Origin of the sequence: Myxococcus sp. MISCRS1 (assembly GCF_026626605.1) — a bacterium.
In the GTDB taxonomy this organism is placed as follows: domain Bacteria; phylum Myxococcota; class Myxococcia; order Myxococcales; family Myxococcaceae; genus Myxococcus; species Myxococcus fulvus.
Genome location: NZ_JAPNKB010000001.1, coordinates 8,114,213 through 8,136,637 on the forward strand (window position 1 = coordinate 8,114,213; position 22,425 = coordinate 8,136,637).

A 22,425-nucleotide genomic window follows, 5' to 3' on the forward strand; every position below is an offset into this window, starting at 1 on the left:
ATGTGTTGTTTCATGTTTCGAGCATCCGCCTGGTTTGTGATGCATTGCGGCATGACAAGCGTTGGTTGCCATGTGTGCGAGGTGCGCGGTATTCGGGCGTCATGTCCGACAAAGCGGGGTCGAAGCGGATGGGCTGGCTGGCGGGGCTCGCGGGGGGGGCGCTGGTGGCCGCGCTCGTGTTCTCCCTCTGGGAAGAGGCGCCTTTGCCTCCGCCCGAGCCGGAAGCCCCCGTCGCCGCGCCCACCCCTCCGCCCGCGCCGCCCACCCCCGCGCCGGAGCCGGTGAAGCCGCCAGGAATGACAAGCAGCGTCATTCCCCCGGCGCTCCAGGCCCCCGAGCCGGAGGATGAGCAGCCCAAGCCCTATCCCCTGGATTTGGAGGCGCTGCGCGCGAGGCTGCCCGACAACCTGTACTGGGAGCTGGGCGCGCCGACGAAGGACCCGGAGCTCATCCGCAAGCGCGAGGAGGAGACGCGGCGGTGGAACGAGCTCTTCGGCCGCGTGCAGGCGGGTGACGCCACGGAGGCGGAAATCCAGCAGTACTACGAACGACGACGCAAGGTGTCGGAGGACATGCTGCTCTTCGCCACGACGGTGCTGGAGGAGCAGGGGGACGAGCTGCCGGACCGCGACCGGGGCCTGTACGAGCTGAGCATCAACATGCACCGCACCCGGCTGTCGGAGTACCCGCGCCAGGAGGCCGACGCGCTCGCCCACCGCCGCGCGCAGGAGGCGCGTCGCCAGCAGTGGCGCCAGCAACAGCAGCAGCAGGGGGAGCAGACACCTCCCTGACGCGGGCGTGTTGGGTAGTGGAAGCTTGCGGGCTGGCGCGTGCGGGGGGCGGATTGGAGCCATGGCCCCCCTGGCGCTAGGACTTGGCGCATGGCGGTGGAGACGAGTCGGACGGGAGCGCCCGGCGCGGGCGAGCCCGAGGCGGGCTCTCCGGAGCAGGCGCACCGGTCCGCGGGGGAGCTGGAGGAGCGCGTGGCGGAGCGCACGGCGGCGCTGGAGGCCGCGCTGCGGGTTCGCGACGAGTTCCTGTCCGTGGCCTCGCACGAACTGCGCGCGCCGCTGACCTCGCTGCGGCTCTACGTGGACGGGCTGGTGCGCTCCGCGCAGGTGGGGGCGCTCACGCCCGACGACGTGCCCCGGAGGCTGGGGCGTGTCCAGGACCAGTGCCGCCGGTTGGACCGGCTCATCGCCACGCTGCTGGACGTGTCGCAATTGTCCACGCAGCGGCCCGTGTTGGATTTGGAGGAGGTGGACCTGGGCGCGCTGGTGCGCGGCACGGTGGAGCGCATGGAGGAGGACGTGCGGCGGGCGGGCTGTGACTTGTACGTGCGGGCCCCGCCGGGCGTGGTGGGCGCGTGGGACCGCACGCGGGTGGAGCAGGTCTTCACCAACCTGCTCACCAATGCCCTCAGGCACGCGGCGGGGACGCCCATCGAGGTGGTGCTCACCACGGAGGGCGGCTTCGCGCTCCTGTGGGTGCGCGACGGGGGCCCGGGCATCCGCGAGGAGGACCAGGCGCGGCTGTTCCAGCGCTTCACCCGACTGGACTCGCGGCGGCCGGGCTTCGGTCTGGGGCTCTGGATTTCCCGGCAGTTGGTGGAGCTTCACGGAGGGCGCGTGTCCGTGGAGAGCACGCCGGGCAAGGGGGCTTGTTTCAGCGTCCGCCTGCCGCTTCCCGCGCCGCCCTTGGACAGGCCCTGAAACTTGCACTCCGGGGCCTTGGAGTGTTGTCTGACGAGCAGACGCGTGGGAGGAGCCGGTGGGCCGGGACGAGGGAAGTGTTAAGCGGGAGCAGGGGCCTTGACCCGCATCCGCACCGAGCGCGTGGAACACCATTTGACCGCAGAGGGGCCTGCCAGCGACGACACCGCCCTGTGGGACCAGTTCCCGGAGAGCGTCGCCATCTGTTCCCTGGAGGGGGTGTGCCTCTACGCCAACCCGGCGCTGGAGCGCGCCTTCGGTGGCCGGCGCGAGGAGCTCTTCGGCCGCATGCCGTGGGAGGCGTACCCGGAGGTGCTGCGCGAGCAGCTCCAGGAGCGCTTCGACCGGGTGGCGGCCACGGGCGAGCCGGAGGAGTTCGAGTGGCACTTCGCGAGCCGTGAGCGCTGGTTCGTGCTGCGCCTGTTCCGGGGCCGGGGCCGCGTCTACGTCTTCTCGCGGGAGAACACGTCGGAGAAGAAGCAGGAGGCCATCCTCCGCGGGCTCTACGACGAGACGCGCCGGGCGCAGCGGCACGCGGCCTTCCTGGCGCAGGCCAGCGAGGTGCTCACCTCGTCGCTGGAGCACGACGAAATCCTCCAGCGCCTCACGCACCTGGCCGTGCCGCCGCTGGCGGACGGGTGCAGCGTGGACGTGCCCATGCCGGACGGGAGCGTGCGGCGGGTGGCCATGGCGCACGTGCGGCCGGAGATGGTGGAGGCCACCCGCGCGTACCACGCGCGCTACCCCATCCTGATGGACGCGCCCCACGGCGTGGGCAAGGTGCTGCGCACGGGCACCACGGAGTACGTGGCGGAGCTGCGGCCGGAAATCGTCGCGCGGGCGTTCCAGGACGAAGCGCACGGGCGGGCCACGCTGGCCCTGGGCATGTCGGCGTACATCATCGTTCCGTTGATGAGCCGGGGGCGGGTGCTGGGCGCGCTCTCGCTGGTGAACACGGAGAAGGGCCGGCGCTACACGCAGGCGGACGTGCGGCTGGCGGAGGACCTGGCCCGGCGCGCGGCCACGTCGCTGGACAACGGCCGGCTCTACACGGAGGCGCACGAGGCGGTGCGGGCGCGCGACTCGTTCCTGTCCGTGGCCTCGCACGAGCTGAACACGCCGCTCACCTCGCTGACCCTCAACGTGCAGGCGCTCCGGCGGCAACTGGAGGCGCACCCGGCGAGCGTCGGGGACGTGGCGTCCGAGTCCATCTCCAGCAAGGTGCTGTCCGTGCAGCGGCAGCTGTCGCGCATGTCCGGGCTGGTGCGGGAGCTGCTGGACGTCTCGCGAATCACGGCGGGCAAGCTGCGGCTGGAGCGCGAGGAGATGGACCTGGCGGCGCTCGTGCGAGAGCTGGTGCCGCGCTACGCGGAGGAGCTGGCCCGGGCCGGGTGCGCGCTCCGGCTGGAGACGCCTCCGACGGCGACGGGATGGTGGGACAAGCTGCGCGTGGAGCAGGTCATCCAGAACCTGCTGTCCAACGCCATCAAGTATGGCCGGGGCCGCCCCATCGACGTGCAGGTGGGCGTGGACGAGCAGCGCGCCTGGCTGCTCGTGCGCGACGAGGGCGTGGGCATCGCGGTGGAGGCGCAGTCGCGGCTGTTCCAGCGCTTCGAGCGGCTCGCCAGCGAGCGCCACTACGGCGGGCTGGGGCTGGGCCTCTGGATCGTCCGGCAGATCGTCGACGCCATGGACGGCCGCATCCTGGTGCGCAGCGCGGCCGGCCAGGGCTCCACCTTCACCGTGGAGCTGCCGCGTCGACCTCCCGCGGGATGAGGTGCGAGCGCGCGCCCGACGACACCACCCAGAGCTGGTGGGACGTGCGGGTGATGGCCACGTGCAGGCGGCGGCGCGTCTCGTCGTCCACGGGCCAGGCCCTGGCGGTGACGTCCGGGAGGATGACGTAGTCGAACTCCAGGCCCTTCACGCTGCCCACGTCCGTGACGTCCACGCCGGGCTCGAAGGAGAACTCCCCGTCCTTCACCCGGCGCGCCCAGGACTGGTCCGCGACGACGCGGTACACGGCGTCCGCGGACTCGGGGCTGCTGGCGATGACGCCCACGGAGGCGTGGGGCTCGCGCGCGACGAGGTCCCTCAAGGCCTCGCCGATGAAGAGCTGCGCCTGGGCCTCCACGGGGAAGTGGTGGAAGCCCACCGGCGCGCCCGGGCGCTGGGGCCGCGACGCGGACTCCGCCTTGGCCTGGGTGCCGAGCACGCGCCGGGCCAGCTCCACCACGGGCGCGGGGCAGCGATAGGAGACCTGCAGCCGGCACGTGGCGGCGTCGCGGATGCCCAGCTCGTCCAGCGCCTCCGGCCAGCCCGCGAAGCCCGCGTCCGTCTGCTGCAGCTCGTCGCCCGCGAGCGTGCAGCTCCTGCCCTTGCCCAGCAGCCGCCGCACCACGAACAGCTCGAACAGGGAGAAATCCTCCGCCTCGTCGAGGACGACGTGGGCCAGGCGCTCCAGGCCGAGCGGGCCCTGCTGGGCCTTGAGGAACATGAGGATGGGCAGGTCCTCCAGGTCCACCGTGCCCGCGAGCGCGTAGGGCGTGTCCTCCTCGATGGCCTTGCCGTCCACGGTGATGAGCCGGTCCGGGTCCGTGATGTCCTTGAGCTCCTTCGACAGCGGCGTGGAGCGCTGCAGGCGCGTGTGCTCGAGCACCTCGTCGATGGCGGTGAAGGGCAGCTCGCCCTTCGCCGCGCGCACCACCTCCTCCAGGAAGCGCCGGTCCAGGTAGGCGTCCGCGAGCCTGCGGTGCAGTCGCTCCAGCGTGGTGCCCGCCTCCGTCTTCGGCGCGCCGATGCGCGCCAGCAGCGCGCGGCGCAGGGCGGGGTGGCGCTTGAGGCGCGCGGCCAGGGGCGGGGTCTCCGGGCTCAGCTTGATGCCCGGCAGGTCGAACGCCGAGCGCGCCGCGGCCAGCAGCCACGCGTCCCGCGTCTCCACCGTGACGCGCCCCAGGCCCAGCGGCGCCAACAGCCGCCGCGACAGCCGCGCCAGGCCCTCCTCGGGGACGATGAGCTTCATGCGCGACTGCGGGAAGCGCTCCGCGTCGTCGAAGGCGATCTTCGCCAGCCGGTGCAGCGCCACCGTCGTCTTGCCGCTGCCCGCGCTGCCCAGCACCAGCAGGGGCTGGCCCGCCTCCACCGTGACGGCCTCGTACTGCTCGGCGTCCAGCAGCGCCGTGACGCCGAAGACATCCTCGACGCGCCGGGCGCCCTTTCCGGTGCCCAGGGCGCCGGGCCGCGCCGCCGTGCCCGCGCCTCCCGCCTGGAGCGAGGTGAAGTCGCGCCCCACCGAGCGCCACGTGCCGTCGGCGGCGCGCTCCAGCACGCGCGCGCCGGAGATGATGCGCGTGAGCACGCCCTTCTCGATGACGACGAGCCGGCGCACCTCGACGGTGCCCTCGGACAGCCGCTCACCGAACTGCTCCTCGAACGCGTCGCCCTCCTCGTACGAATAGAAGACGCGGGCGATGGGGGCGAAGCGCCAGTCGATGACCCGCACGCCCGCGCCCACGTCCGCGAAGGTGGTGCGCCCGAGCAGGTAGTCGCGCGGTCCCGCCTCGCCGACGAGCCGCAGGTGCGCGAAGTAGGGCGCCTGGGCGTCGGGCAGGTTCGCGGACTCCTGCCGGTCCAGCAGGGCGCGCGTCTGGTCCATCTGGAAGAACAGGTGGGGCAGGTCCGCCTCGGCGGCGGTGGCCGCGTCCTCGCGGAGCGCCTGGAGCTGCGCGACGAGCAGCCGGTTCTCCTGCGTGCGTCCGGCCTTCTGCCGGGCCGCCTCGAGCGCCTGTTGGACGCGCGACAGGAGCGCCTCCTCCTCGGCGATGAGGGCCTGGTCGGCTTCGGCGAGAGCGTGCGTGGCGTGCGTCATGGGCGGCAAGGTGAACCTGGGGGTACTGGCGCGTCAACCCGTTGGTTTTCCTGACGGAAGTGCTACTTTGAATCGTGAGAGCAAGGAGCGGGCATGCGGCGGTTCACCCCTCGGCTGGTGCTGCTGGTGCTGGCCTTCCTGTCGTGCTCGTCCTCCAGTCCGCGCACGGAGCTGCACCGCGGCCAGTCACCCTTCACGCTCATCACCGTGACGGAGGACCGGGAGGGCCGGCGCTATCTCCAGTTCGATGACTCCGGCGCACTGCAGAGCGTGGTGTGGCCCGGGCAGCCGAAGAAGCTGGAGCTGGCGTACACGCGCGTGTCCATGGTGGCGCTGGCCTTCGTACCCAAGCCCCAGCGCGTGCTCGTGGTGGGCCTGGGCGGCGGCGCGATGCCCATGTTCCTGCGCGCGGTGCTGCCCGAGGCGTACATCGACGTGGTGGACATCGACCCGGACGTGGTGGACGTGGCCAGGCGCTTCTTCGGCTTCCGTGAGGACGCGCGCCTGAAGGCCCACGTGGCGGACGGCCGGGCCTTCATCGAGACGAAGCGGCCCGCGTACGACCTCATCTTCCTGGACGCCTACGGCCCCGACAGCATCCCCGAGCACCTGGGTACCGTGGAGTTCCTCGCCGCCGTGCGGGCGAGGCTGACGGCGCGTGGCGCGGTGGTGGGCAACGTCTGGGAATACCCGCCCAACCCCCTGTTCCCCTCCATGCTCCGCACGTGGCAGGCGGGCTTCACCCAGCTCTACACCTTCAGGGTGGCCAACGCCGCCAATCGCATCTTCGTGGGCGTGCCCTACGCCGAGAAGCGGCCGCGACAGGCATTGGAGACAATTGCCAACAAGGTCGAGAAGGCGCAGGGCGTGCCCTTCGACCTGAGCGCATTGGTGGTGGAAGGTTATGACGACGCCACCACGCGCAAGGAATTGACGGGGCAGGTGTTGAGGGATGCGCCCGCTCCCGCCGCTCCGCCGCCTGCTCCTGAGTCGAAGCCTTCGCCTCCCGCGCCGTGACCCCTGGGACACGTGAGTGATTGCGTCGCGGCGGGGGCCGCGCGCTAGAGTCCCGTCCGTCTCGTCACGCCCCTGTACCCGTGTCGTCCCGGAGGATGAATGTCCCCGTCTCCTGTGGGGCCGCCCTCGTTGTCGCGCCGAGGGTTGCTCAAGCGAGGGTTGTTCGGAGGCGCGCTGCTCGCGCTGGGGGGCGGCGGTTTCCTGTGGACGCGTGAGGGATTGTCATTGCCCCTTCCGCCCGAGGGCCTGAAGGTGCTCGGCGCGCGCGAGTACGCCACGCTCCAGGCCATGGCCCGCCGCGCCTTCCAACCGCGAGACGGCTGGCCGGACGCGGACACGGTGCGCGTGGCCTTCCTGGTGGATGGGCTGCTGGCGGGGTTGGACCCGGCCGTCGCGAACGAGGTGAAGGCGGTGGTGGGTCTGTTCGACAACGCGCTCGCGGGGCTGCTCTTCACCGGACGCGTCACGCCGTTCTCGCGGCTCGGTCCCGAGGCGCAGGATGCCGTGCTCGAGTCCTGGAGGACGTCGCGGCTGGTGTTCCGCCGCGGTGGCTACCACGCGCTGCGCGGGCTCCTTTACGCCGCCTACTACTCGCACCCGGCCGCCATGGCCGCCACGGGCTACGCGGCGCCGGAGGGCTTCCACGTCGCGGACGCGCCGGTGTGGCGTGGGCCCGAGGATGGACCCTTCGCGGGCTCGGGAGGGGGCACGCCATGACGGGACGCATCCGGACGGGAGCTGAGCTGACCGAGGACCAGGCGCTCACGTGTGATGTCTGCGTGGTGGGCAGCGGCGCGGGCGGCGGAGTGCTCGGGTTGGAGTTGGCCCGGCGCGGGCTGGACGTGGTGATGCTGGAGGAGGGCGGCTACCACACCCGTCGCGACTTCGACCTGAAGGAGGCCAAGGCCTACGCGACCTTCTACCAGGAGGGTGGCAACCGGGCGACGGACGACCTGTCCATCGGCATCTACCAGGGGCGCACCGTGGGCGGCGGCACCGCCGTCAACTGGTGCGCATGCTTCCGCACGCCGCCCGAGATTCTGGAGCACTGGCGCGACGCGCACGGCGTGAAGGGCCTGGACGCGGCCACGCTCGCGCCGCACTGGGACTGGCTGGAGGAGCGGCTGAACATCCGTGACTGGCCCATCGAGCAGGCCAATCGCAACAACCGCATCCTCTGGGACGGGCTGGGCGCGCTCGGGTATGGCCGAGGCACGGTGAAGCGCAACGTGCGCGCGTGCGCGTCGCTGGGCGCGTGTGGACTGGGCTGTCCCACGGACGCCAAGCAGTCCACGCTGGTGACGCTCATCCCGGAGGCGGTGGAGCGGGGCATGCGGCTGTACGCCAACGTCAGCGCGCGGCGACTGGAGACGAACGGCGGCCGGGTGACGGCCGTGCACGGGGACATCCTCGACCCGAGGACGAACCGGCCCACGGGCAGGCGGCTCACCGTGAAGGCGAAGGTGACGGCGGTGTGCGGTGGGGCCATCAACTCGCCGGGCCTGCTGCTGCGCAGCGGGCTCACCGGACGAGGACGGGTGGGCAAGCGGCTGTTCCTGCATCCGGTGGTCGTGTCCAACGCGCGCTTCCGCGAGCGCGTGGAGGCGTACTCGGGCGCGCCGCTCACCGTGTACTCGCGGCAGTTCATCGACCGGGGGCAGGGGCGGATGGGGTGGCTCCTGGAGGTCCCCCCGCTGTTGCCGCTCCTGAGCGCGGTGGCGCTCAACGGCTTCGGCGCGGGGCACCAGGACTTGATGGCGGGCCTGCCCCACGCCAACGCGCTCATCTCCATCTGCCTGGATGGCGTCCAGCCCGGGGACGAGGGCGGCACCGTGGCCCTGCGCGGCGCGGGCGAGTACTCGCGCTTCAAGGTGGACTATCCCCTCACGGCGTTGCACTGGGAGGCCTTCCGAGAGGCGCTCAAGGTCGCCGCGCGCATCCAGTTCGCCGCCGGGGCAGAGGTGGTGCTCAGCCCGCACTCGAAGCCGGTGGTGATGCGGAGCGAGCAGGACATCCCGCTGCTCGATGACGCGCCCTACGCCCCGCTCGAGTGCTCGGTGCTCAGCGCCCACCAGATGGGAGGGTGCACCATGGGGGGGAGCCCCGAGACGAGCGTGGTGGACAGCACGCTGCGCTACTGGGACTGTGACAACCTCTTCGTCGTGGATGGCTCGGTCTTCCCCACCGCGCTGGGCGTCAACCCGATGGAGAGCATCCTCGGCGTCGCGCATTGGGGCAGCCAGCACGTCGCCGCCGCGGTGAGTGGCTCCGCGTGACAGTGATTCCAGACGGGGCGCTGATGGCGCTCCAGGCTGCCTTTGGTCTATGGACCTGGGGCTGGCGCCCGGAGGGGGCGCGGTGTGTCCGTCCCGCAGTCGCGCGAGTCCGCTTCATATGAGCTCACAAATCCAGGTTGGGAATCCTCCGCGTGGGCGGAGGGTGGTGTCGGCTGTCGTGGGGTTGCTCTGCGTCGTGCTGGGCGCGTGCTCCACGCTGCCGCAGCGCGGACAGGTGGTGATGCGGGACGTGTCCTTCCCGCTGCGCGACTTCCGCATGCCGTCGGGGCTTCGCGTGGTGGTGGAGCAGGACCCGCGAGCGCCCGTGGTGGCGATGGTGGCCCTGGTGGGCGTGGGCGGCTCCGGCGACCCGATGGGCAAGGAGGGCCTGGCGCACGTGGTGGAGCACCTGGCCTTCCGCGCGCGCCATGGGGGAAGCCCCTCGGTGTCGACCCGGCTGGAGGACGCGGCGGCCGGCTATTCGAATGCCTTCACCAGCATGGACCACACCGTGTACCAGACGGTGGCGCCCAAGGAGTCGCTGGACCAGCTCGTGAAGATGGAGGGGCAGCGGCTGTCCGCGCCCCTCTCGGGCCTCACCCCCGAGATGTTCGCGGTGGAGCGGGAGGTGGTGCGCAACGAGCTGCGCCAGCGCAACGAGACGGGCTTCGTGGGCCAGGTCTTCAGCTGGGTGCACGCGTCCGTCTATGCACCGGAGCACCCGTACTCGCGCCCCGTCATCGGCACGCATGACTCGCTGACGGCCCTGTCGCTGGCGGATGCGCAGCGCTTCACGCGCGCCCACTACCGGCCGGACAACACGACGCTGGTCATCGCCGGAGACGTGGACCTGGCGAGGGTGGAGGCGGTGCTGCTCGACAACCTCCCCCCGGAGTGGGTGGGCACCGGGGCCCCGCTGGCGGTGGACTCGCGCATGCCCCCCGTGTCCGAGCCGCCCCTGCGCGCCGCGCCCGCGCAGATGCCCGAGTACCAGGCCGCCGTCGGCTCCCCGGAGCTGTACATCTCCTGGGTGCTGCCGCGCTCCTTCGACGAGGCGAGCGCCATCCACGACTTCGTGCGGGTGAACCTGGGCCGCAGCCTGGGGGGCTCCATGCGGCGGGACGGGGACATCGCCGGGTTCTCCACGATGCTGCTGCCCGGCACGCGCGCGTCGCTGCTGGTGGTGAGGGTGGTGCTCACCCAGGGCAGCCACCCTCGCAGGTCCGCGGACAACATGCTGGACGAGGTCCAGTGGACGTGGAGCCAGGAGGCCGGCCAGGCGGGGGCGGTGCTCGGCCGCGAGTACGACTTCCAGGCCCTGCGCCGCAACGTCATCACCGGCATGGTGCTGGAGTCCGAGGAGCTGCTGTCGCGCACCGTGCGCCGCGCGGAGCTGACGCACTTCATGCTGGATGCGCGCGGGTACACGCGCTCGCAGCGGGCGCTGATGACGCTCGACGGCGGCAAGGTGACGGACTTCGCCTACAAGTGGCTCCAGCGCGAGCGCGCGCGCGTCATCCTCGTGCGGCCCGGTGAGTCGGGCGGCGCGGTGGTGGCCGCGCCCGTGGCGCTGCCGGAGGAGCCGCCTGCGAGCGCCCGCTCCGAGCGCGTCGCCCAGGCGGCCCAGGCCGCGCTGTCCGCGCCGGTGCGGACGCTGAAGCTCGACAACGGGATGGAGGTGCTGCTCGCGCCCCGGCCGGGCCTGCCCGTGGTGCGCGTGGGCGCGGTGCTGGGCGGAGGGCGCACGTACGGGCCCAAGGCGGGCGTGGCGGAGATGGCGGAGTATGGCTCCTTCCGCGAGTCCTGGTTCGAGGGCAATGCGAGCCACTGGGGCCTGCACGTCCACGGCGGCATGCACCGGGACCACCAGCGCTTCGAGGTGGCCGGGACGTCCGGCAACGTCGGCAACATGCTCGCGATGCTGGCCGAGCAGCTCTCCTCCACGCGGACCTCGTATGACGCGTGGCGGTTCCTCCAGGAGCAGCTGGTGCCGTGGCGCAAGACGTTGGACTCCCACCCGGAGGAGCGCGCGCAGCGGGACCTGATGCAGCTGCTCTACGAGCCGCACCCCTACTCGCGCCACGCCACGGGCGAGGAGCTGTCCCGCGTGTCGGAGGAGGACATGACCGCCTGGATCCGCGACGTCTACCGTCCGGCCAACACGGTGGTGGTCATCGCGGGTGAGTTCGACGTGGCGACGGTGGAGCCGCTGGTGCGCGAGTACCTGGGCGGCTGGAAGCACGGGCCGGCCTCGCCGGTGGAGGTGCCCGCCGCGCCGGGGCTGCCGTCGCCCGCCGCGAAGCCCCGGACGCTCGTGACGTCCCGCCCCGGCGCGACGCAGGGCCACCTGCAGCTGGCGTGTCGGCTGCCCACGGCCACGCCGGAGGCGGCGGCGCGCTACGACGTGATGGCGGAGCTGGTGGGCCGGCGCATCTTCGACCAGGTGCGCGCGCGCCAGGGCGCGTCGTATGGCTTCAGCGCCAGCACCTGGCTGGGACGCGGTGGCGCCTCGCACCTGCTGGTGGAGGGACTGGTGGACGCGCAGCGCATGGCGGAGGGCGCGAAGGCCGTGCAGGACACGCTCGCGTCGTTCGCCCAGGGCGTGGACGAGGCGGAGCTGGCGCGCGCCAGGAAGCGCCTGCTGTCCCGCGACGCGGTGTCGTTCGTCTCCTCGGAGTCGTGGGTCCAGTCGCTCCTGGACGCGCGCGTGCGCGGCTTCCCCGCGGAGTCGCTGGCCCAGCGCCCCGCGCACCTCCAGGGGGTGACGGCCGAGCAGGTGAAGCAGGAGTTCGACGGCTGCCTGAAGCGTCTGGTGGTGGGCGTCGTCGCGGACAAGAGCCGCGTCCTGCCGATGCTCCAGGCCCTGTCGTCACCCTGACGGGCGGCGTGCTCCCTCGCCTGGTGTCCGTCCACCCAGGCGAGGCCGGCGGGGCCCTGCGTCCTCCCGCTCCGACGCTGACTACCTTGCCTGGACATGAAGACATCCGCGAGGGGGCAGGCATGCGGTGGCAGGGAGGACGTCGCAGCTCCAATGTGGAGGACCGGCGGGGGGCGGGGTTGGGACGCCCGCTCGCGGTGGGCGGCGGGGCGGCGTCGCTGGTGGTGGCGCTGCTGGTGATGCTGCTCGGGGGAGACCCCTCGGTCGTCACCACGCCGAGCGGTGGACGCGGGCCGTCCAGCGACTACGGCACGGGCGGCTCGGGCGTACCCGATGACCCGCTGCAGGCCGAGCTCAAGGACTTCGTCTCCGTCATCCTGGCGGACACGGAGGACACCTGGCCCGGCCTCCTGGAGCCCCACGGCGTCGAGTACGTGGACCCGCGCCTGGTGCTCTTCACCGGCGCGGTGCGCTCGGCCTGCGGGTTCCAGCAGAGCGCGGTGGGGCCCTTCTACTGTCCGCCGGACCAGCGCGTGTACCTGGACCTGGACTTCTTCGACGAGCTGGACCGCCGCTTCGGCGCGCCCGGCGACTTCGCGCAGGCCTACGTGGTGGCGCACGAGGTGGGGCACCACGTGCAGAACCTGCTGGGCATCTCCCGTCAGGTGCAGGCCGCGCGGCAGCACGCGTCGCCGGAGGATGGCAACGCGCTGTCGGTGCTCCAGGAGCTCCAGGCGGACTGCTTCGCCGGCATCTGGGCGCACCATGCCCAGCGCGAGCGCCAGATTCTGGAGGCGGGTGACGTGGAGGAGGGCCTGGGCGCCGCGTCCGCCATCGGCGACGACACGCTCCAGCGCCGCGCCCAGGGGCACGTCGTCCCCGAGTCGTTCACCCACGGCTCGTCCGCGCAGCGCGTCGAGTGGTTCAAGCGGGGCCTGACGCAGGGCACCCTGGAGGCGTGTGACACCTTCGGGGCCCAATCCGTTCCACGCCGTCGTCGCTGAAGCGCCGCCACGGGGCTGATTGACAATCAGACCCCGGCTCGCGGTTGAATGCCCTCCGCGCGGTGGCCGGTCCGCGTCCATCGACGCGGGAGCGGGCGTGTTCCCAATCAAGACGTTGTGGTGTCTGGGGGTGCTTGCGGGGCTCGTCTGGGCGCCCGTCGCCGAGGCGCGCTTCGGCAAGAAAAACACCCCGAGCGACTCGAAGTCGAGCACGCACGACTCGAGCGCGGACCCGGACACGCACGAGGCCTCGGCCATCGGCACCGAGGACGACGATGACGACGGGAAGAAGCCCCGCTCGCGCGACGCGTTCACCGACGATGACTGTTGCTCGGACGAAGGAGACGACGAATCGGGCGGCATCGTGGCGAGCCTGCTCAGCGGGCTGTTCCAGGGCGCCGCCCGGACCATCGCCAACACGGGGACGCACCTGTCGGAGCGGCTCGACCCGGAGACGTCCCAGCCCCTCCTGGCGGGGCGACGGCACGCGGTGCCGCTGTCCTTCCGGCTGAGCGCGCAGCGACTGGTGATGCTCGACGACGTGCGCGGGGTGGACCTGCTCGCGGGGCTGGAAGGCCAGCGCTTCGGGGTGGAGACCCGCATGATGTGGCTGAAGCAGCCCACGGATGACGGTACGCCGGGCGAGGACGACCTCATGCTCGTGTCGGCGCACCTGACGTATGCCTTCGTGGTGCACGACGCGCTCCGCTTGCGCGCGGAGGGCGGCCTGAGCACGGCCCACGCCCCGGACATCACCCTGGCGGGCCCGAGCGTGGCGCTGTCCTTCGAGGCATGTCTGTTCTCCCCGCTGGACCTCGAGGCGCGCGCGCAGCTGACGCCGCTGCCGTTCCTCCAGGTCGACGCCACGGTGGGCCTGGCCCTGCACCTGGGCAGCCTGATGCTGCGCGGCGGCTGGCGCGGCCTGTACCTGGATGACCTGGGGACTGTGGACGGCGTGGCCCACGTGGACAGGATGCACGGCCCCTACTTCGGCGGCGGCTTCACCTTCTGACGGGGACGGCGGGTCGCTAGCGGTGGCCCCGCATCTTCCACCACAGGATTCCCATGAAGCTCTCCGGAGGAGGCTCCGGAGGTGTCATCGGCTCGTCCTCCTCGCGCGTGCGTCGCGCGGGGGGAGGCGGAGGGCGGTGCACGGTGGGCAGGGGCTCCGGGCTGTGCAGCCCGCGCGAGGCGCGATCCAGCGCCTCGGCGAAGGAGCGTCGGGCCACGTCGTTGGCTTCGACGCGCTGGGGCCCCGAGACGCGCTCGAGGGCGCGGACGCGGAGGATGGCGTCGGCGCCCTCGACGCGGCGCAGGCCTCCGACGCGACCGATGGGGCCTCGGGGTTTGCGATGGTGACTCATGCCGGACCTCACGGGGGGAGACGTCAGGGTGGGGGCTGGGTGGCGATGGTCGCCGTCTTCCGGGAGATGAACTCCTCGCGGCGCAGCAGCAGCTTCGCATCCTTCTTCGGGAGGATGCGCAGCTGGAAGCGGCGCTGCGTCGGCTCGTCGACGGAGAACACGTTCCTGTCGCTCACCAGCAGCACGGCCGTGGGCACGGCGAGCTTGGGCGCGCGGTGTCCGTAGAAGTGGACCACGACATGATAGGGCCCCGGCACCAGCTTGCGCGCGTGGTACAGCTCCGGCCCCAGTCCATCGGTGATGTCCCAGTAGAGCTGGCCTCCGAGCCGCGTCTGCTTGTGCTGGTAGTAGCAGCGCTCGCCGTCGGGCTCGATGACCCACAGGTCGATGTCCGTCTGGTCCGAGTTCCAGTGGGTGGTGAGCTGATAGCCGATGGGCGCGCGGGAGAAGGCGTCGCTGTACATGCCCGACGTCCCGGGGCTCCCAAGCTCGGCGAGGCGCGCGCGCAGCTCCTGGACGATGGGCTCCGCGCGCGGGTGTCGCGCCAGCGCGGAGAGCATCCGGCCGTAGTGGTACGTCGCGACCAGGCTCAGCTCACCGGGGTGCCGCGGGAAGGGGCGGGCGAGCAGGATTTCGTAGTTGCGCGCGGCCTCGGCGTAGCGGCCGGCGGCGTCCAGCGCGAGCGCCTCTTCCAGGTAGGCCTGTCCCTCGAAGGTGCGGCTGAGCCGCAGGTGCTCGAACAGCTCCGTCGCCGCGGCGTACTGGCCCAGGGCGAGCAGGCCGTAGCCCACCAGTCGCAGCGCCTCCGGGTCCTTGGGGCGCAGCTCCACGGGGGACGAGAGGGCCCGAACGGCGCCTCCGGTGTCACCCGCGAAGGCGCGCTCCCGGGCGATGCCTTCGTACAGCGTCACATCGTCCCGGTTCTCCCGACGCGCCTTGCGGTACGTGAGCTCCGCGGTGAGGCGGGCCTCGCCGCCCGCGTAGGGCTCGTCGCGCAAGGGCTGGCGCGGATGGGTGGGCGCGAGGGCCGCGCGCTGCCGCGTCAGGGCGTCCACCACGGCGCGCCCCGACTTGGGGACGGCGTCCAGGTCCAGCCCCACGAGCGCATCCCGGCGCTGGTCCTGCTCGCGCTTGCGCAGGAGCTCCAGGTCGGTCAGCTCCACGCGCTCGTCGCTCAGGGCGAAGCGCGTGTAGTCGGCCGCCGTCTCGAGCACGAGCATGGACGCGCGCGCGTTGGCCAGGTGGTAGTGCTGGCTGAGCGCCACCACCATCCGGTCCAGCCGCACGTCGTCCAGCGCGACGAGTCGGGCGACGAAGAGGTCCGCCCAGGCGCGAGGCGCGAACGCGCTGTTCGTGTCGCGAGGCAGGGGCACCTCGAGCGTCTTCTCCTCCTCGCCCGCGCGGGTGGACACCACGAGCGCCGCGGCCCCGGGCTCCGTCAGCCGCCCGGCCACGAGCAGCTCCTGGCCCGGGAACACCAGGTGCGGGCGGCCCGCGATGACCAGGTCCTTCACCGGCGCGCCCTTCACCTCCACGCGGGAGAGCACGACGGGGCTGGCCCGGTGCGCCGTCGCCGCGGCATCCACCTGGGCTCCGGAGAGCACCGACACGCCCCGGCCTCCGCTGGCCCGGGCGAGCGCGTCGAACAGCTCCGTGTTCACCGCGGCCTCACCGAAGCGGTACGTCACCCACCGCAGCGACTCGGCGCTGGTGTGCCGGGAGATGAGCGACTCGACGGTGCTCGGGCCCCACGTGACGTTGCCGTCCGACAGCAGGAGGGCCGTCACGCGCGTGCCGGGCTGGGCGGGCTTGAGCCAGTCAGCGCCGGCACGGTCCAGCTCCGCCAGCATCCCGTCCACGTGCGACGCACCCTCCAGGTACACGCGCTCCAGCTCGGAGAACGTCTCCCGACGGCGGGCGGCGTCGTTCGTCCTCCAGCCCGTGCCGTGCAGCCAGCGGGGGCGCACGTCGAAGAGGAGCACCGCGTACTCCTTCAGCGTGGTGTCCTTCTCCAGGAGCGCGCGCAGGGTGGCGGCCTGGAGCGCCCAGGCGTTCCCGTCCTCGGTGGAGAGGGAGGTGTCCACCACCAGGACGGCGCGCCCGGTGGGCGGGCCCTCGGCCGTCGACGTCAGCTTCGCGGGCAGACGGACGCGGGCATGGAAGGCCTGGCCGGGAAGGCCCGCGTCGTCCTTGCCCACGAGCACGTCCGCGTCGGCGTCCTTCGGCGCGAGCGCGACGGACAGCGCTCCGTCACCCTTCAGCTGGGGCCAGTCATGCACCCGCCACGCGCCGAGCATTCGAGCGCTGCCCTTGGCGTCGGGAGCAACGAGCTCCTGCCGCACCTGCGTCGGGTCCACGTGGACGCGCGCGGACACCTGCACGTCCTTGCCCGCGCCGACGGGGAGGGGCCACGTGTAGCGCAGGTGCTGGCCGTCGTGGATGAGCGTCTGCTCGTAGGCGATGACCACGCGCTTGAGCGAGCGGGGCGGCAGCGGGAAGACGCGCGCGCTGAACGTGGAGGCGCCCGCCCACTCGAGCAGCGCGGGGTCGACGTTGTCGCGGACGATGTCCTCGTAGACCTCGCGGGCGCGCTTCTGCTCGACGACGCGGGCCTCCTGCACCTCGCCCCATGAGCGCTTCGCGCCCTTCGGACTGGGAGGCGCGGCGGCGGTGAGGCGCTCCAGGTCGGCGGTGCCGTCGCCCAGCGCGGGCAGCAGGTCCGAGGACTGGAAGAGGGAAGGGGCGTTCACCGCGACGGCGCCCGAGTAGAGCGCGAAGCCCGCGACGGACGCGCCTCCGGGCAGCGGATAGTAGAAGGTGCCTTCGAGCGCGTGGGGCGTGTCGTTCTCGAAGAGGTGGTCCACCACCGTGCGCGCGCGGGCGCCCTGGATGTACGTGACGACGCGAATCGCGCGGGTCTTCAGCGGCTGGTAGCGGCCGGACTCGTCACGCACCAGGACCTTGGCCGCGCGAGGCGCCGCGTCCACCTTGGGCAACACGGGCGTGGGCAGGTTCGTGGGCGGTGGAGCGCCGTCGGCCCGCTCCTTCTTGGAAGGCTCCTGCGTGAGCTCGCCACCGCCACCGCTGCTCCCGCGGATGACCTGCATGGCTTCACGCGACCGGATGACGGCCTGACGGGCCACGGCGTCCGCTGTTCGCCTCTCGAGGGAGAGAGCTTCCTGGGCCTCTCGGGGCGCGGGTGCGGCGGCGGGAGGTGGGATGGCCGCTCGGAGCGCCTGTGGCCTGGGCGGCGCGCCTCCGGGCGCTCCTTCGAGCAGCTCTCCGGTGGTGTCTGGAGGCAAGCCACTCTCGGCCCGCAGGTGGTTCAGCAGGCGCTCCATCGCCTCGTCGTCGAGGAGCGTGGGGTTGGCCAGGGCGTCGCGAAGCTCCGCGACGTCCACCTCACCCGGCTCGATGACACCGGGCACCGTCGCGGGCGCGGTGAGGCCCGCCTTGGCGAAGCTGTCGGGAGTCGTCGCGGGCTGGGGGGCCGAGGGCGGGGCCGTGGAGGCCTTGCGCTCACAACCCACCATGGCGAGGCACAGCAACAGGGCGGCGGCCGACAGTCGCGAGACGCGCATGTCGGGGGACGTTAGCCCAACACCGTGTCACGCGTGGAGGACGCCCTCCGGACGGGTGTCAGTCGAGATACCCCCAGCGGTCCTCCTCGAAGACGTAGTAGGGGCGGCCGAAGGGAAGCCGGTCCGTCCAGCCGAGCACGTGGCGCTGCTGCGTCACGTCATAGGTGAAGCCGAAGTGCGGGCCGTCGAACTTCGCCCGGGGCAGCTCGGGCAGCAGGTCGGGGACGAGCTCGGACAGCGCCTCGGGGAGCCGGCCACGTCGCGCCTCGAACTCGCGACACGCGGCGATGAGCCGCTCGGCGTTCTGCTGGGCCCGCTCGCTCCCCGCGCGGTCGGGCCGGAGGGTGACGTACACCGTCGCCGCCAGGGAGACGGTGTTCTGGACGAGCCGCGAGGCGTGGTCCTTCCACTGTCGCAAGGTGCTTCCCAGGTGTGTGCCCATGCCGCCGCCTCCGCTGTGCCGCGCATCATCGCCCGGCGCGCCGTCTTCATGCGCGGCACTGCCTATCTTTTTCGCGAGGACGACCCAGGAGGACGTGATGCCGGACATCGATGAGCGCCAACGCGCGGGCGACCCCTCGGAGGGCAGGACGGCGCGGGAGACGGGCTACGAGGAGGAGGTGCCCGGGCACACGCCCGGGGTGGCGGAAGGTGATGATGACGAGGCACCCCACCGGGAGCATCCCTTCCCGGACCCGGACAAGACGCCCGGCTGCGCGGAGGGCTGAGCAGCCATTGCCTGCACGATAGGCCCGGTGAGGCTTGGCGTCAGGCGTCTGTCCTGTGTCTTCGCGGCACGAGGTCGCCGAGACTCCGGCGGTTTCGTGCGGGGGGCATGAGGAGTTGAGGCTGAAGCACCTCGGCGCGGTCATCGCGCAACGAGGGCCGACTGCCAGCCACGCGAGGTTGCGGAGGTGCTCAGGCTCCTGCGCGCGCCGGGCGCGAAGGTGCACCGAAGCACCTCGGCGGGCTCCTCGCACGAGGAGGACAGACGGCTGGCGACCCGGTGGTCCTCCGACGCCTCCGTGCGAGATGTGCGGCGATGAGGGCGATGCCTCTCGCGTCGTCCCTCACCGTGAGGAGGTGGATGTATGCGAGGCCGCCGCCAGGACGCAGCGTGGCGTTGTTTCCCATGCCGTCCCGAGTGGCGCCTGGACTCCGTGTGTGCCCTGCCCGGTGCGGGGGACGGAACCTGAATAGACCCGAGGGAGGCGCGTCAGAAGGTACAGAGCGCGGCGCAACCCGCTGCGAAGGAGGTCGTCATGAACAGCAAGCTGATGCGAGTCCTGGTGGTGTGCTCCCTCACGATGGGTTCTCCCGTCCTCGCGCAGTCGGTTCATGGTGCCTCCCCCGTCGCGACGCAGAAGGTGACGGAGTGGGCGGAGGGGCAGCGCAACGTCTCGCGCGCGGACCGTGAGCGTCAGGCCCGACTGGAGCGTGAGCGTGAGGAGCGTGAGCGTCAGGCGCGGTTGGAGCGTGAGCGTCAGGCGCGGTTGGAGCGTGAGCGTCAGGCGCGGTTGGAGCGTGAGCGTCAGGCCCGCGTCGAGCGCGAACGGCAGGCGCGGTTGGAGCGTGAGCGCCAGGCCCGACTGGAGCGCGAGCGTCAGGAGCGTGAGCGTCTGGCCCGGCTGGAGCGTGAGCGTCGGGAGCGCGTCGAGTGCGAGCGCCGCGGGTATGGCTGGTGCGCGTCGAACTCGCCGCGCCGGGGGTAGTCGACCTCGGGTCGAGCTGGATGGTGCTCACGTAGCAAGTCCCGGTTGACGACGAACGGGCTCGGGCATCTGCTTGAGCGATGTCCGAGCCCGTTGTCGTTTCCTCGCCGCCCTCCGTCGAGGCTCGCCCGGTGGACGTCGGTGAGCGCGTCACGCTGTTGGATGCCCTGCGAGGCTTTGCCCTCTGCGGTGTGTTCGTCTCCAACAGCGCGGCCTGGTTCAGTGGTCGGGTGTTGATGCCGCCCCAGGAGGCGCGAGCGCTGACGGCGCCGCTCTTCGAGACCGTCATCAACAACCTCTACCTGTTCTTCGTGAACCAGAAGTTCGTGACGCTGTTCTCGTTCCTCTTCGGCCTGGGCTTCAGCATCCAGATGTCCCGCGCGGAGAAGCGGGGCGACTCCATCACCCGGCTCTATGCCCGGCGCCTGCTGGTGCTCCTGGGCCTGGGTCTGTTCCATCAGTACGTCATCTGGGTGGGCGACATCCTGCACACCTACGCGCTGGTGGGCTTCCTGCTCCTGTTGTTCCGCAACGCCTCCAACAGGACGGTGCTCATCTGGGCCGTGCTGTGCATGGCGGTGATACCCAGCACCGTCCAGTTGCTCTCACACCACATCCCGATATGGCTCCACGGCGCGGAGGCCGCGAAGGCCGCGGCGACGGCCACGCGCGCGGCGGAGCTGGCGGCGCGCACGCGCCTGCTGGAGGCGTACTCGAGTGACTCGCTCTGGACGGCGATGCTCGGCGGCATGCGCTTCAACGTGGAGACCTTCCTTCAACCCAACCGCCTCGTCTGGATGAGCTTCGCGCTGGGCCGCTTCCTCTTCGGGCTGCTGGCGGGGCGGCTCTTGCTGCTCCAGGACATCGAGGGCAACCGGCCCGTGCACCACCGCCTGTTGTTCTGGGGGCTCTTCCTCGGCGTCATCGGCAACGGCCTGGGGCTGGTGCTCTGGCGGCTGCGCTCGCTGGGGTTGATGGACCAGATGAGCCGTGACACGTCGATCCTGCTCAACCAGGTGCAGGATCTCGGCTGCCTCTTCCTGGGCGCGGCCTACGTCGCCATCTTCGCGCTCCTGTCCCGGCGTGGCTGGGTCCAGCGCGTCTTCGCCGTGCTGATGCCCGTGGGCCGCATGGCGCTCACGAACTACCTGATGCAGTCGGTCGTCAGTGTCTTCATCTACAACGGCTGGGGATTGGGGCTCATCACGAAGCTGCCGCCGTCACGCGTCATCTTCCTGTCGCTCGGCATCTTCGCGCTCCAGATTGTCCTCAGCCACCTGTGGCTCTCGCGCTTCCGCTTCGGACCGGTGGAGTGGCTGTGGCGCTCGCTCACGTATGGCCGTGCCCAGCCCTTCCGGCTGCAAGCGGGCAAGGGGGAGGTGGGGACAGCGGTGTCGTGAACCGCTAGCGTGGGCCCACAAACGGGGAGGTCGTGCCATGACGCTGAAGACACGAAGCGTGGTGCTGATGGGGTCCGCCGTGGGGCTCGTCGCTTGTGGAGGCCCGGGGACGGAGGCCCCGCCCCCGCCAGCCGAGACAGCGGGAGTCGTCACCTCCGCCGTGGTGCCACCGTGCACGGGAACCAACGCCTGGACGACGCTGGGGCATGATGCCCGCCGCTCCTCCACCTCCGACGGCTGCGCGTGGCATCCCTTGCGCAAGCTCTGGGAGTACGCGCCGACCGCCGGCGTGGGGCGCACGGTGCAGGGCGTCGAGCGCGTCGTGGCGAACACCGGCGGCGTCTACCTGACGTGGAACTCCAATCCCAACTACGTCGGCTCCGGCGGCAGCCCCGCGCTGGACAGGCTCGCCGTGGACACCGGCGCCAACGTGTGGAGCGTGGACCGCCAGCTCAATGACAACCGGGGCCACTGGCCGACGATGTTCACCTACGAGAAGAACGTGGGCGGCGGTGTCTACGAGGCGAAGGAGGGCATCGTCCGCAACGACGACGGCATCCGGACCTGGAGCCAGCAGTTCGGCGCCAACTACTACTCCGGAGGCACCATCCCCTATGCCGAGTACGAGCAGGCACCCAACGACAGCTGGGGCCAGTCGCTGTCGGACGGCACGCGCCTGTGGGTCTACAACCAGCTCCACTACCACGGCCCCAAGCTGGGCCTGCGCTCCTTCGACAAGCGCGGCAACCTGCTCCTGGAGCTGAACACCTACGGCTACTACGGCGGCACGCGCGTCTTCCCGCAGCACCAGTGGGACACGGCCGAGGACCGCCTGGGCTCCATCGCCGCGGACGGCGGCTTCATCTACCTGGCCGCCCTCTACAACTTCCAGTGCTCCACCAACTGCTCCGCCACCGAGCCCCGTCCCTTCGCCACGGGCCTGTATGGCTGGGATGTCGCCACGGGCACGGCGCGCTGGCCCCGCGTGGCGCTGGAGCCCGCCAGCCACATCAGCGTGTCGGGCAATCGCATCTATCTGCTGGAGCGGGACCCGGCCACCGGCACCGTGACGTTCAACATCCGCAACGCGGGCTACAACGGCGCCAGCCTCTTCCGCTCCGCGCCGCTCCCCGCCTCGCACCTCACCGGCTTCCAGGCGCCGGTGCTCGTGGCCGGACGGGCCATCTTCGCGGCGCAGGAGACCTCCGGCTCCAACCTGGGCACCGTCCTGTACTCCTTCGACGCGCTCTCCGGCGGCACGCCCCTGACGACCACGCTGACGGGGGTGTATGACGTCGTCGTCCCGTTCTACGGGCGAGACCTGCTGGATTTTTCCACCACGCCCTTCGCGGGCAGGCGCAGCACGAGCATCGCGGCGGCGTCGGGGACGAAGGACGACTCGGGCGTGAGCATCCCCACGCTGGTCATCACCTCGCGCACCGGGCTGCATGTCGTCGCCGTCTCCACGTTGTCGACCTTGTGGAGCGCCACCAAGCTGTCGCTGGTGGGCACGTCGGACGGCGGCGCGCTGCGGGACCCGGTCATCGTGAAGGACCGTGTCTACGTGGTGGACCGGAACAAGGTATACGCGTTGGGGCTATAGCCGAGGCGCT

Annotated in this window: 17 protein-coding genes; 13 read left to right on the forward strand and 4 right to left on the reverse strand. The window is 71.6% G+C overall.

Going from position 1 to position 22,425, the window contains the following annotated elements:
* Positions 1-101 precede the first annotated feature (101 nt).
* From OWM54_RS32485 to OWM54_RS32495, 3 genes are all read left to right on the forward strand, one after another.
* Positions 102-791 carry a hypothetical protein gene (locus tag OWM54_RS32485; protein WP_267699979.1) on the forward strand — a complete coding sequence of 230 codons (690 nt, stop codon included), beginning with the start codon at positions 102-104 and terminating at the stop codon, positions 789-791.
* Positions 792-881: 90 nt separating this feature from the next.
* Entirely contained in the window at positions 882-1,712 is an 831-nt protein-coding gene (locus tag OWM54_RS32490) for a sensor histidine kinase (protein ID WP_267699980.1), read from the forward strand.
* A gap of 99 nt (positions 1,713-1,811) precedes the next feature.
* Positions 1,812-3,488 carry a sensor histidine kinase gene (locus OWM54_RS32495; RefSeq protein WP_267699981.1) on the forward strand — a complete coding sequence of 559 codons (1,677 nt, stop codon included), beginning with the start codon at positions 1,812-1,814 and terminating at the stop codon, positions 3,486-3,488.
* Here OWM54_RS32495 and OWM54_RS32500 read toward each other — a convergent pair.
* Positions 3,451-5,580, reverse strand: coding sequence for an ATP-binding domain-containing protein (locus OWM54_RS32500; protein WP_267699982.1), 2,130 nt, complete (start codon positions 5,578-5,580; stop codon positions 3,451-3,453). The genes OWM54_RS32495 and OWM54_RS32500 overlap by 38 nt on opposite strands.
* A 93-nt stretch (positions 5,581-5,673) precedes the next feature.
* Between OWM54_RS32500 and OWM54_RS32505 the strand changes: the two genes are divergently transcribed.
* The 6 genes from OWM54_RS32505 (at position 5,674) to OWM54_RS32530 (ending at position 13,767) form a co-directional block, all read left to right on the forward strand.
* Positions 5,674-6,597 (forward strand): spermidine synthase, encoded by a 924-nt coding sequence (locus OWM54_RS32505; RefSeq protein ID WP_267699983.1) that lies wholly within the window; start codon positions 5,674-5,676, stop codon positions 6,595-6,597.
* A 99-nt stretch (positions 6,598-6,696) separates the two neighbouring features.
* The gene (locus tag OWM54_RS32510; RefSeq protein ID WP_223781909.1) at positions 6,697-7,314 is read left to right on the forward strand and encodes a gluconate 2-dehydrogenase subunit 3 family protein; all 618 of its coding nucleotides are present in this window, start codon (positions 6,697-6,699) and stop codon (positions 7,312-7,314) included.
* On the forward strand, positions 7,311-8,873 hold the full coding sequence (locus OWM54_RS32515) for a GMC family oxidoreductase (RefSeq protein WP_267699984.1): 1,563 nt from the start codon (positions 7,311-7,313) through the stop codon (positions 8,871-8,873). The genes OWM54_RS32510 and OWM54_RS32515 overlap by 4 nt, the downstream gene beginning before the upstream one ends.
* A 166-nt stretch (positions 8,874-9,039) precedes the next feature.
* Positions 9,040-11,751: a M16 family metallopeptidase gene (locus OWM54_RS32520; RefSeq protein WP_267699985.1), complete on the forward strand. Its 2,712-nt coding sequence runs from the start codon at positions 9,040-9,042 to the stop codon at positions 11,749-11,751.
* A gap of 122 nt (positions 11,752-11,873) precedes the next feature.
* Positions 11,874-12,755 (forward strand): neutral zinc metallopeptidase, encoded by an 882-nt coding sequence (locus OWM54_RS32525; RefSeq protein WP_267699986.1) that lies wholly within the window; start codon positions 11,874-11,876, stop codon positions 12,753-12,755.
* 97 nt (positions 12,756-12,852) lie between these two features.
* Positions 12,853-13,767: a hypothetical protein gene (locus OWM54_RS32530; protein WP_267699987.1), complete on the forward strand. Its 915-nt coding sequence runs from the start codon at positions 12,853-12,855 to the stop codon at positions 13,765-13,767.
* A 16-nt stretch (positions 13,768-13,783) separates the two neighbouring features.
* Here the strand turns inward: OWM54_RS32530 and OWM54_RS32535 are convergent, their stop codons facing one another.
* The 3 genes from OWM54_RS32535 to OWM54_RS32545 are packed head-to-tail and all read right to left on the reverse strand — an operon-like array spanning position 13,784 to position 18,142.
* On the reverse strand, positions 13,784-14,119 hold the full coding sequence (locus OWM54_RS32535) for a hypothetical protein (protein WP_223745297.1): 336 nt from the start codon (positions 14,117-14,119) through the stop codon (positions 13,784-13,786).
* Positions 14,120-14,142: 23 nt separating this feature from the next.
* Positions 14,143-17,700: a VIT domain-containing protein gene (locus OWM54_RS32540; RefSeq protein ID WP_267699988.1), complete on the reverse strand. Its 3,558-nt coding sequence runs from the start codon at positions 17,698-17,700 to the stop codon at positions 14,143-14,145.
* Between the two features lie 58 nt (positions 17,701-17,758).
* Positions 17,759-18,142 carry a hypothetical protein gene (locus tag OWM54_RS32545; protein WP_223745299.1) on the reverse strand — a complete coding sequence of 128 codons (384 nt, stop codon included), beginning with the start codon at positions 18,140-18,142 and terminating at the stop codon, positions 17,759-17,761.
* Positions 18,143-18,239: 97 nt separating this feature from the next.
* Between OWM54_RS32545 and OWM54_RS32550 the strand changes: the two genes are divergently transcribed.
* The 4 genes from OWM54_RS32550 to OWM54_RS32565 all read left to right on the forward strand — a co-directional run bounded on the left by OWM54_RS32550 (position 18,240) and on the right by OWM54_RS32565 (position 22,415).
* Positions 18,240-18,428 (forward strand): hypothetical protein, encoded by a 189-nt coding sequence (locus OWM54_RS32550; protein ID WP_141332274.1) that lies wholly within the window; start codon positions 18,240-18,242, stop codon positions 18,426-18,428.
* A 534-nt stretch (positions 18,429-18,962) separates the two neighbouring features.
* Positions 18,963-19,412, forward strand: coding sequence for an ATP-dependent DNA helicase (locus OWM54_RS32555; protein WP_267699989.1), 450 nt, complete (start codon positions 18,963-18,965; stop codon positions 19,410-19,412).
* 80 nt (positions 19,413-19,492) lie between these two features.
* Entirely contained in the window at positions 19,493-20,812 is a 1,320-nt protein-coding gene (locus tag OWM54_RS32560) for a DUF418 domain-containing protein (RefSeq protein ID WP_267699990.1), read from the forward strand.
* 37 nt (positions 20,813-20,849) lie between these two features.
* Positions 20,850-22,415 carry a hypothetical protein gene (locus OWM54_RS32565; RefSeq protein WP_267699991.1) on the forward strand — a complete coding sequence of 522 codons (1,566 nt, stop codon included), beginning with the start codon at positions 20,850-20,852 and terminating at the stop codon, positions 22,413-22,415.
* Positions 22,416-22,425: the final 10 nt, after the last annotated feature.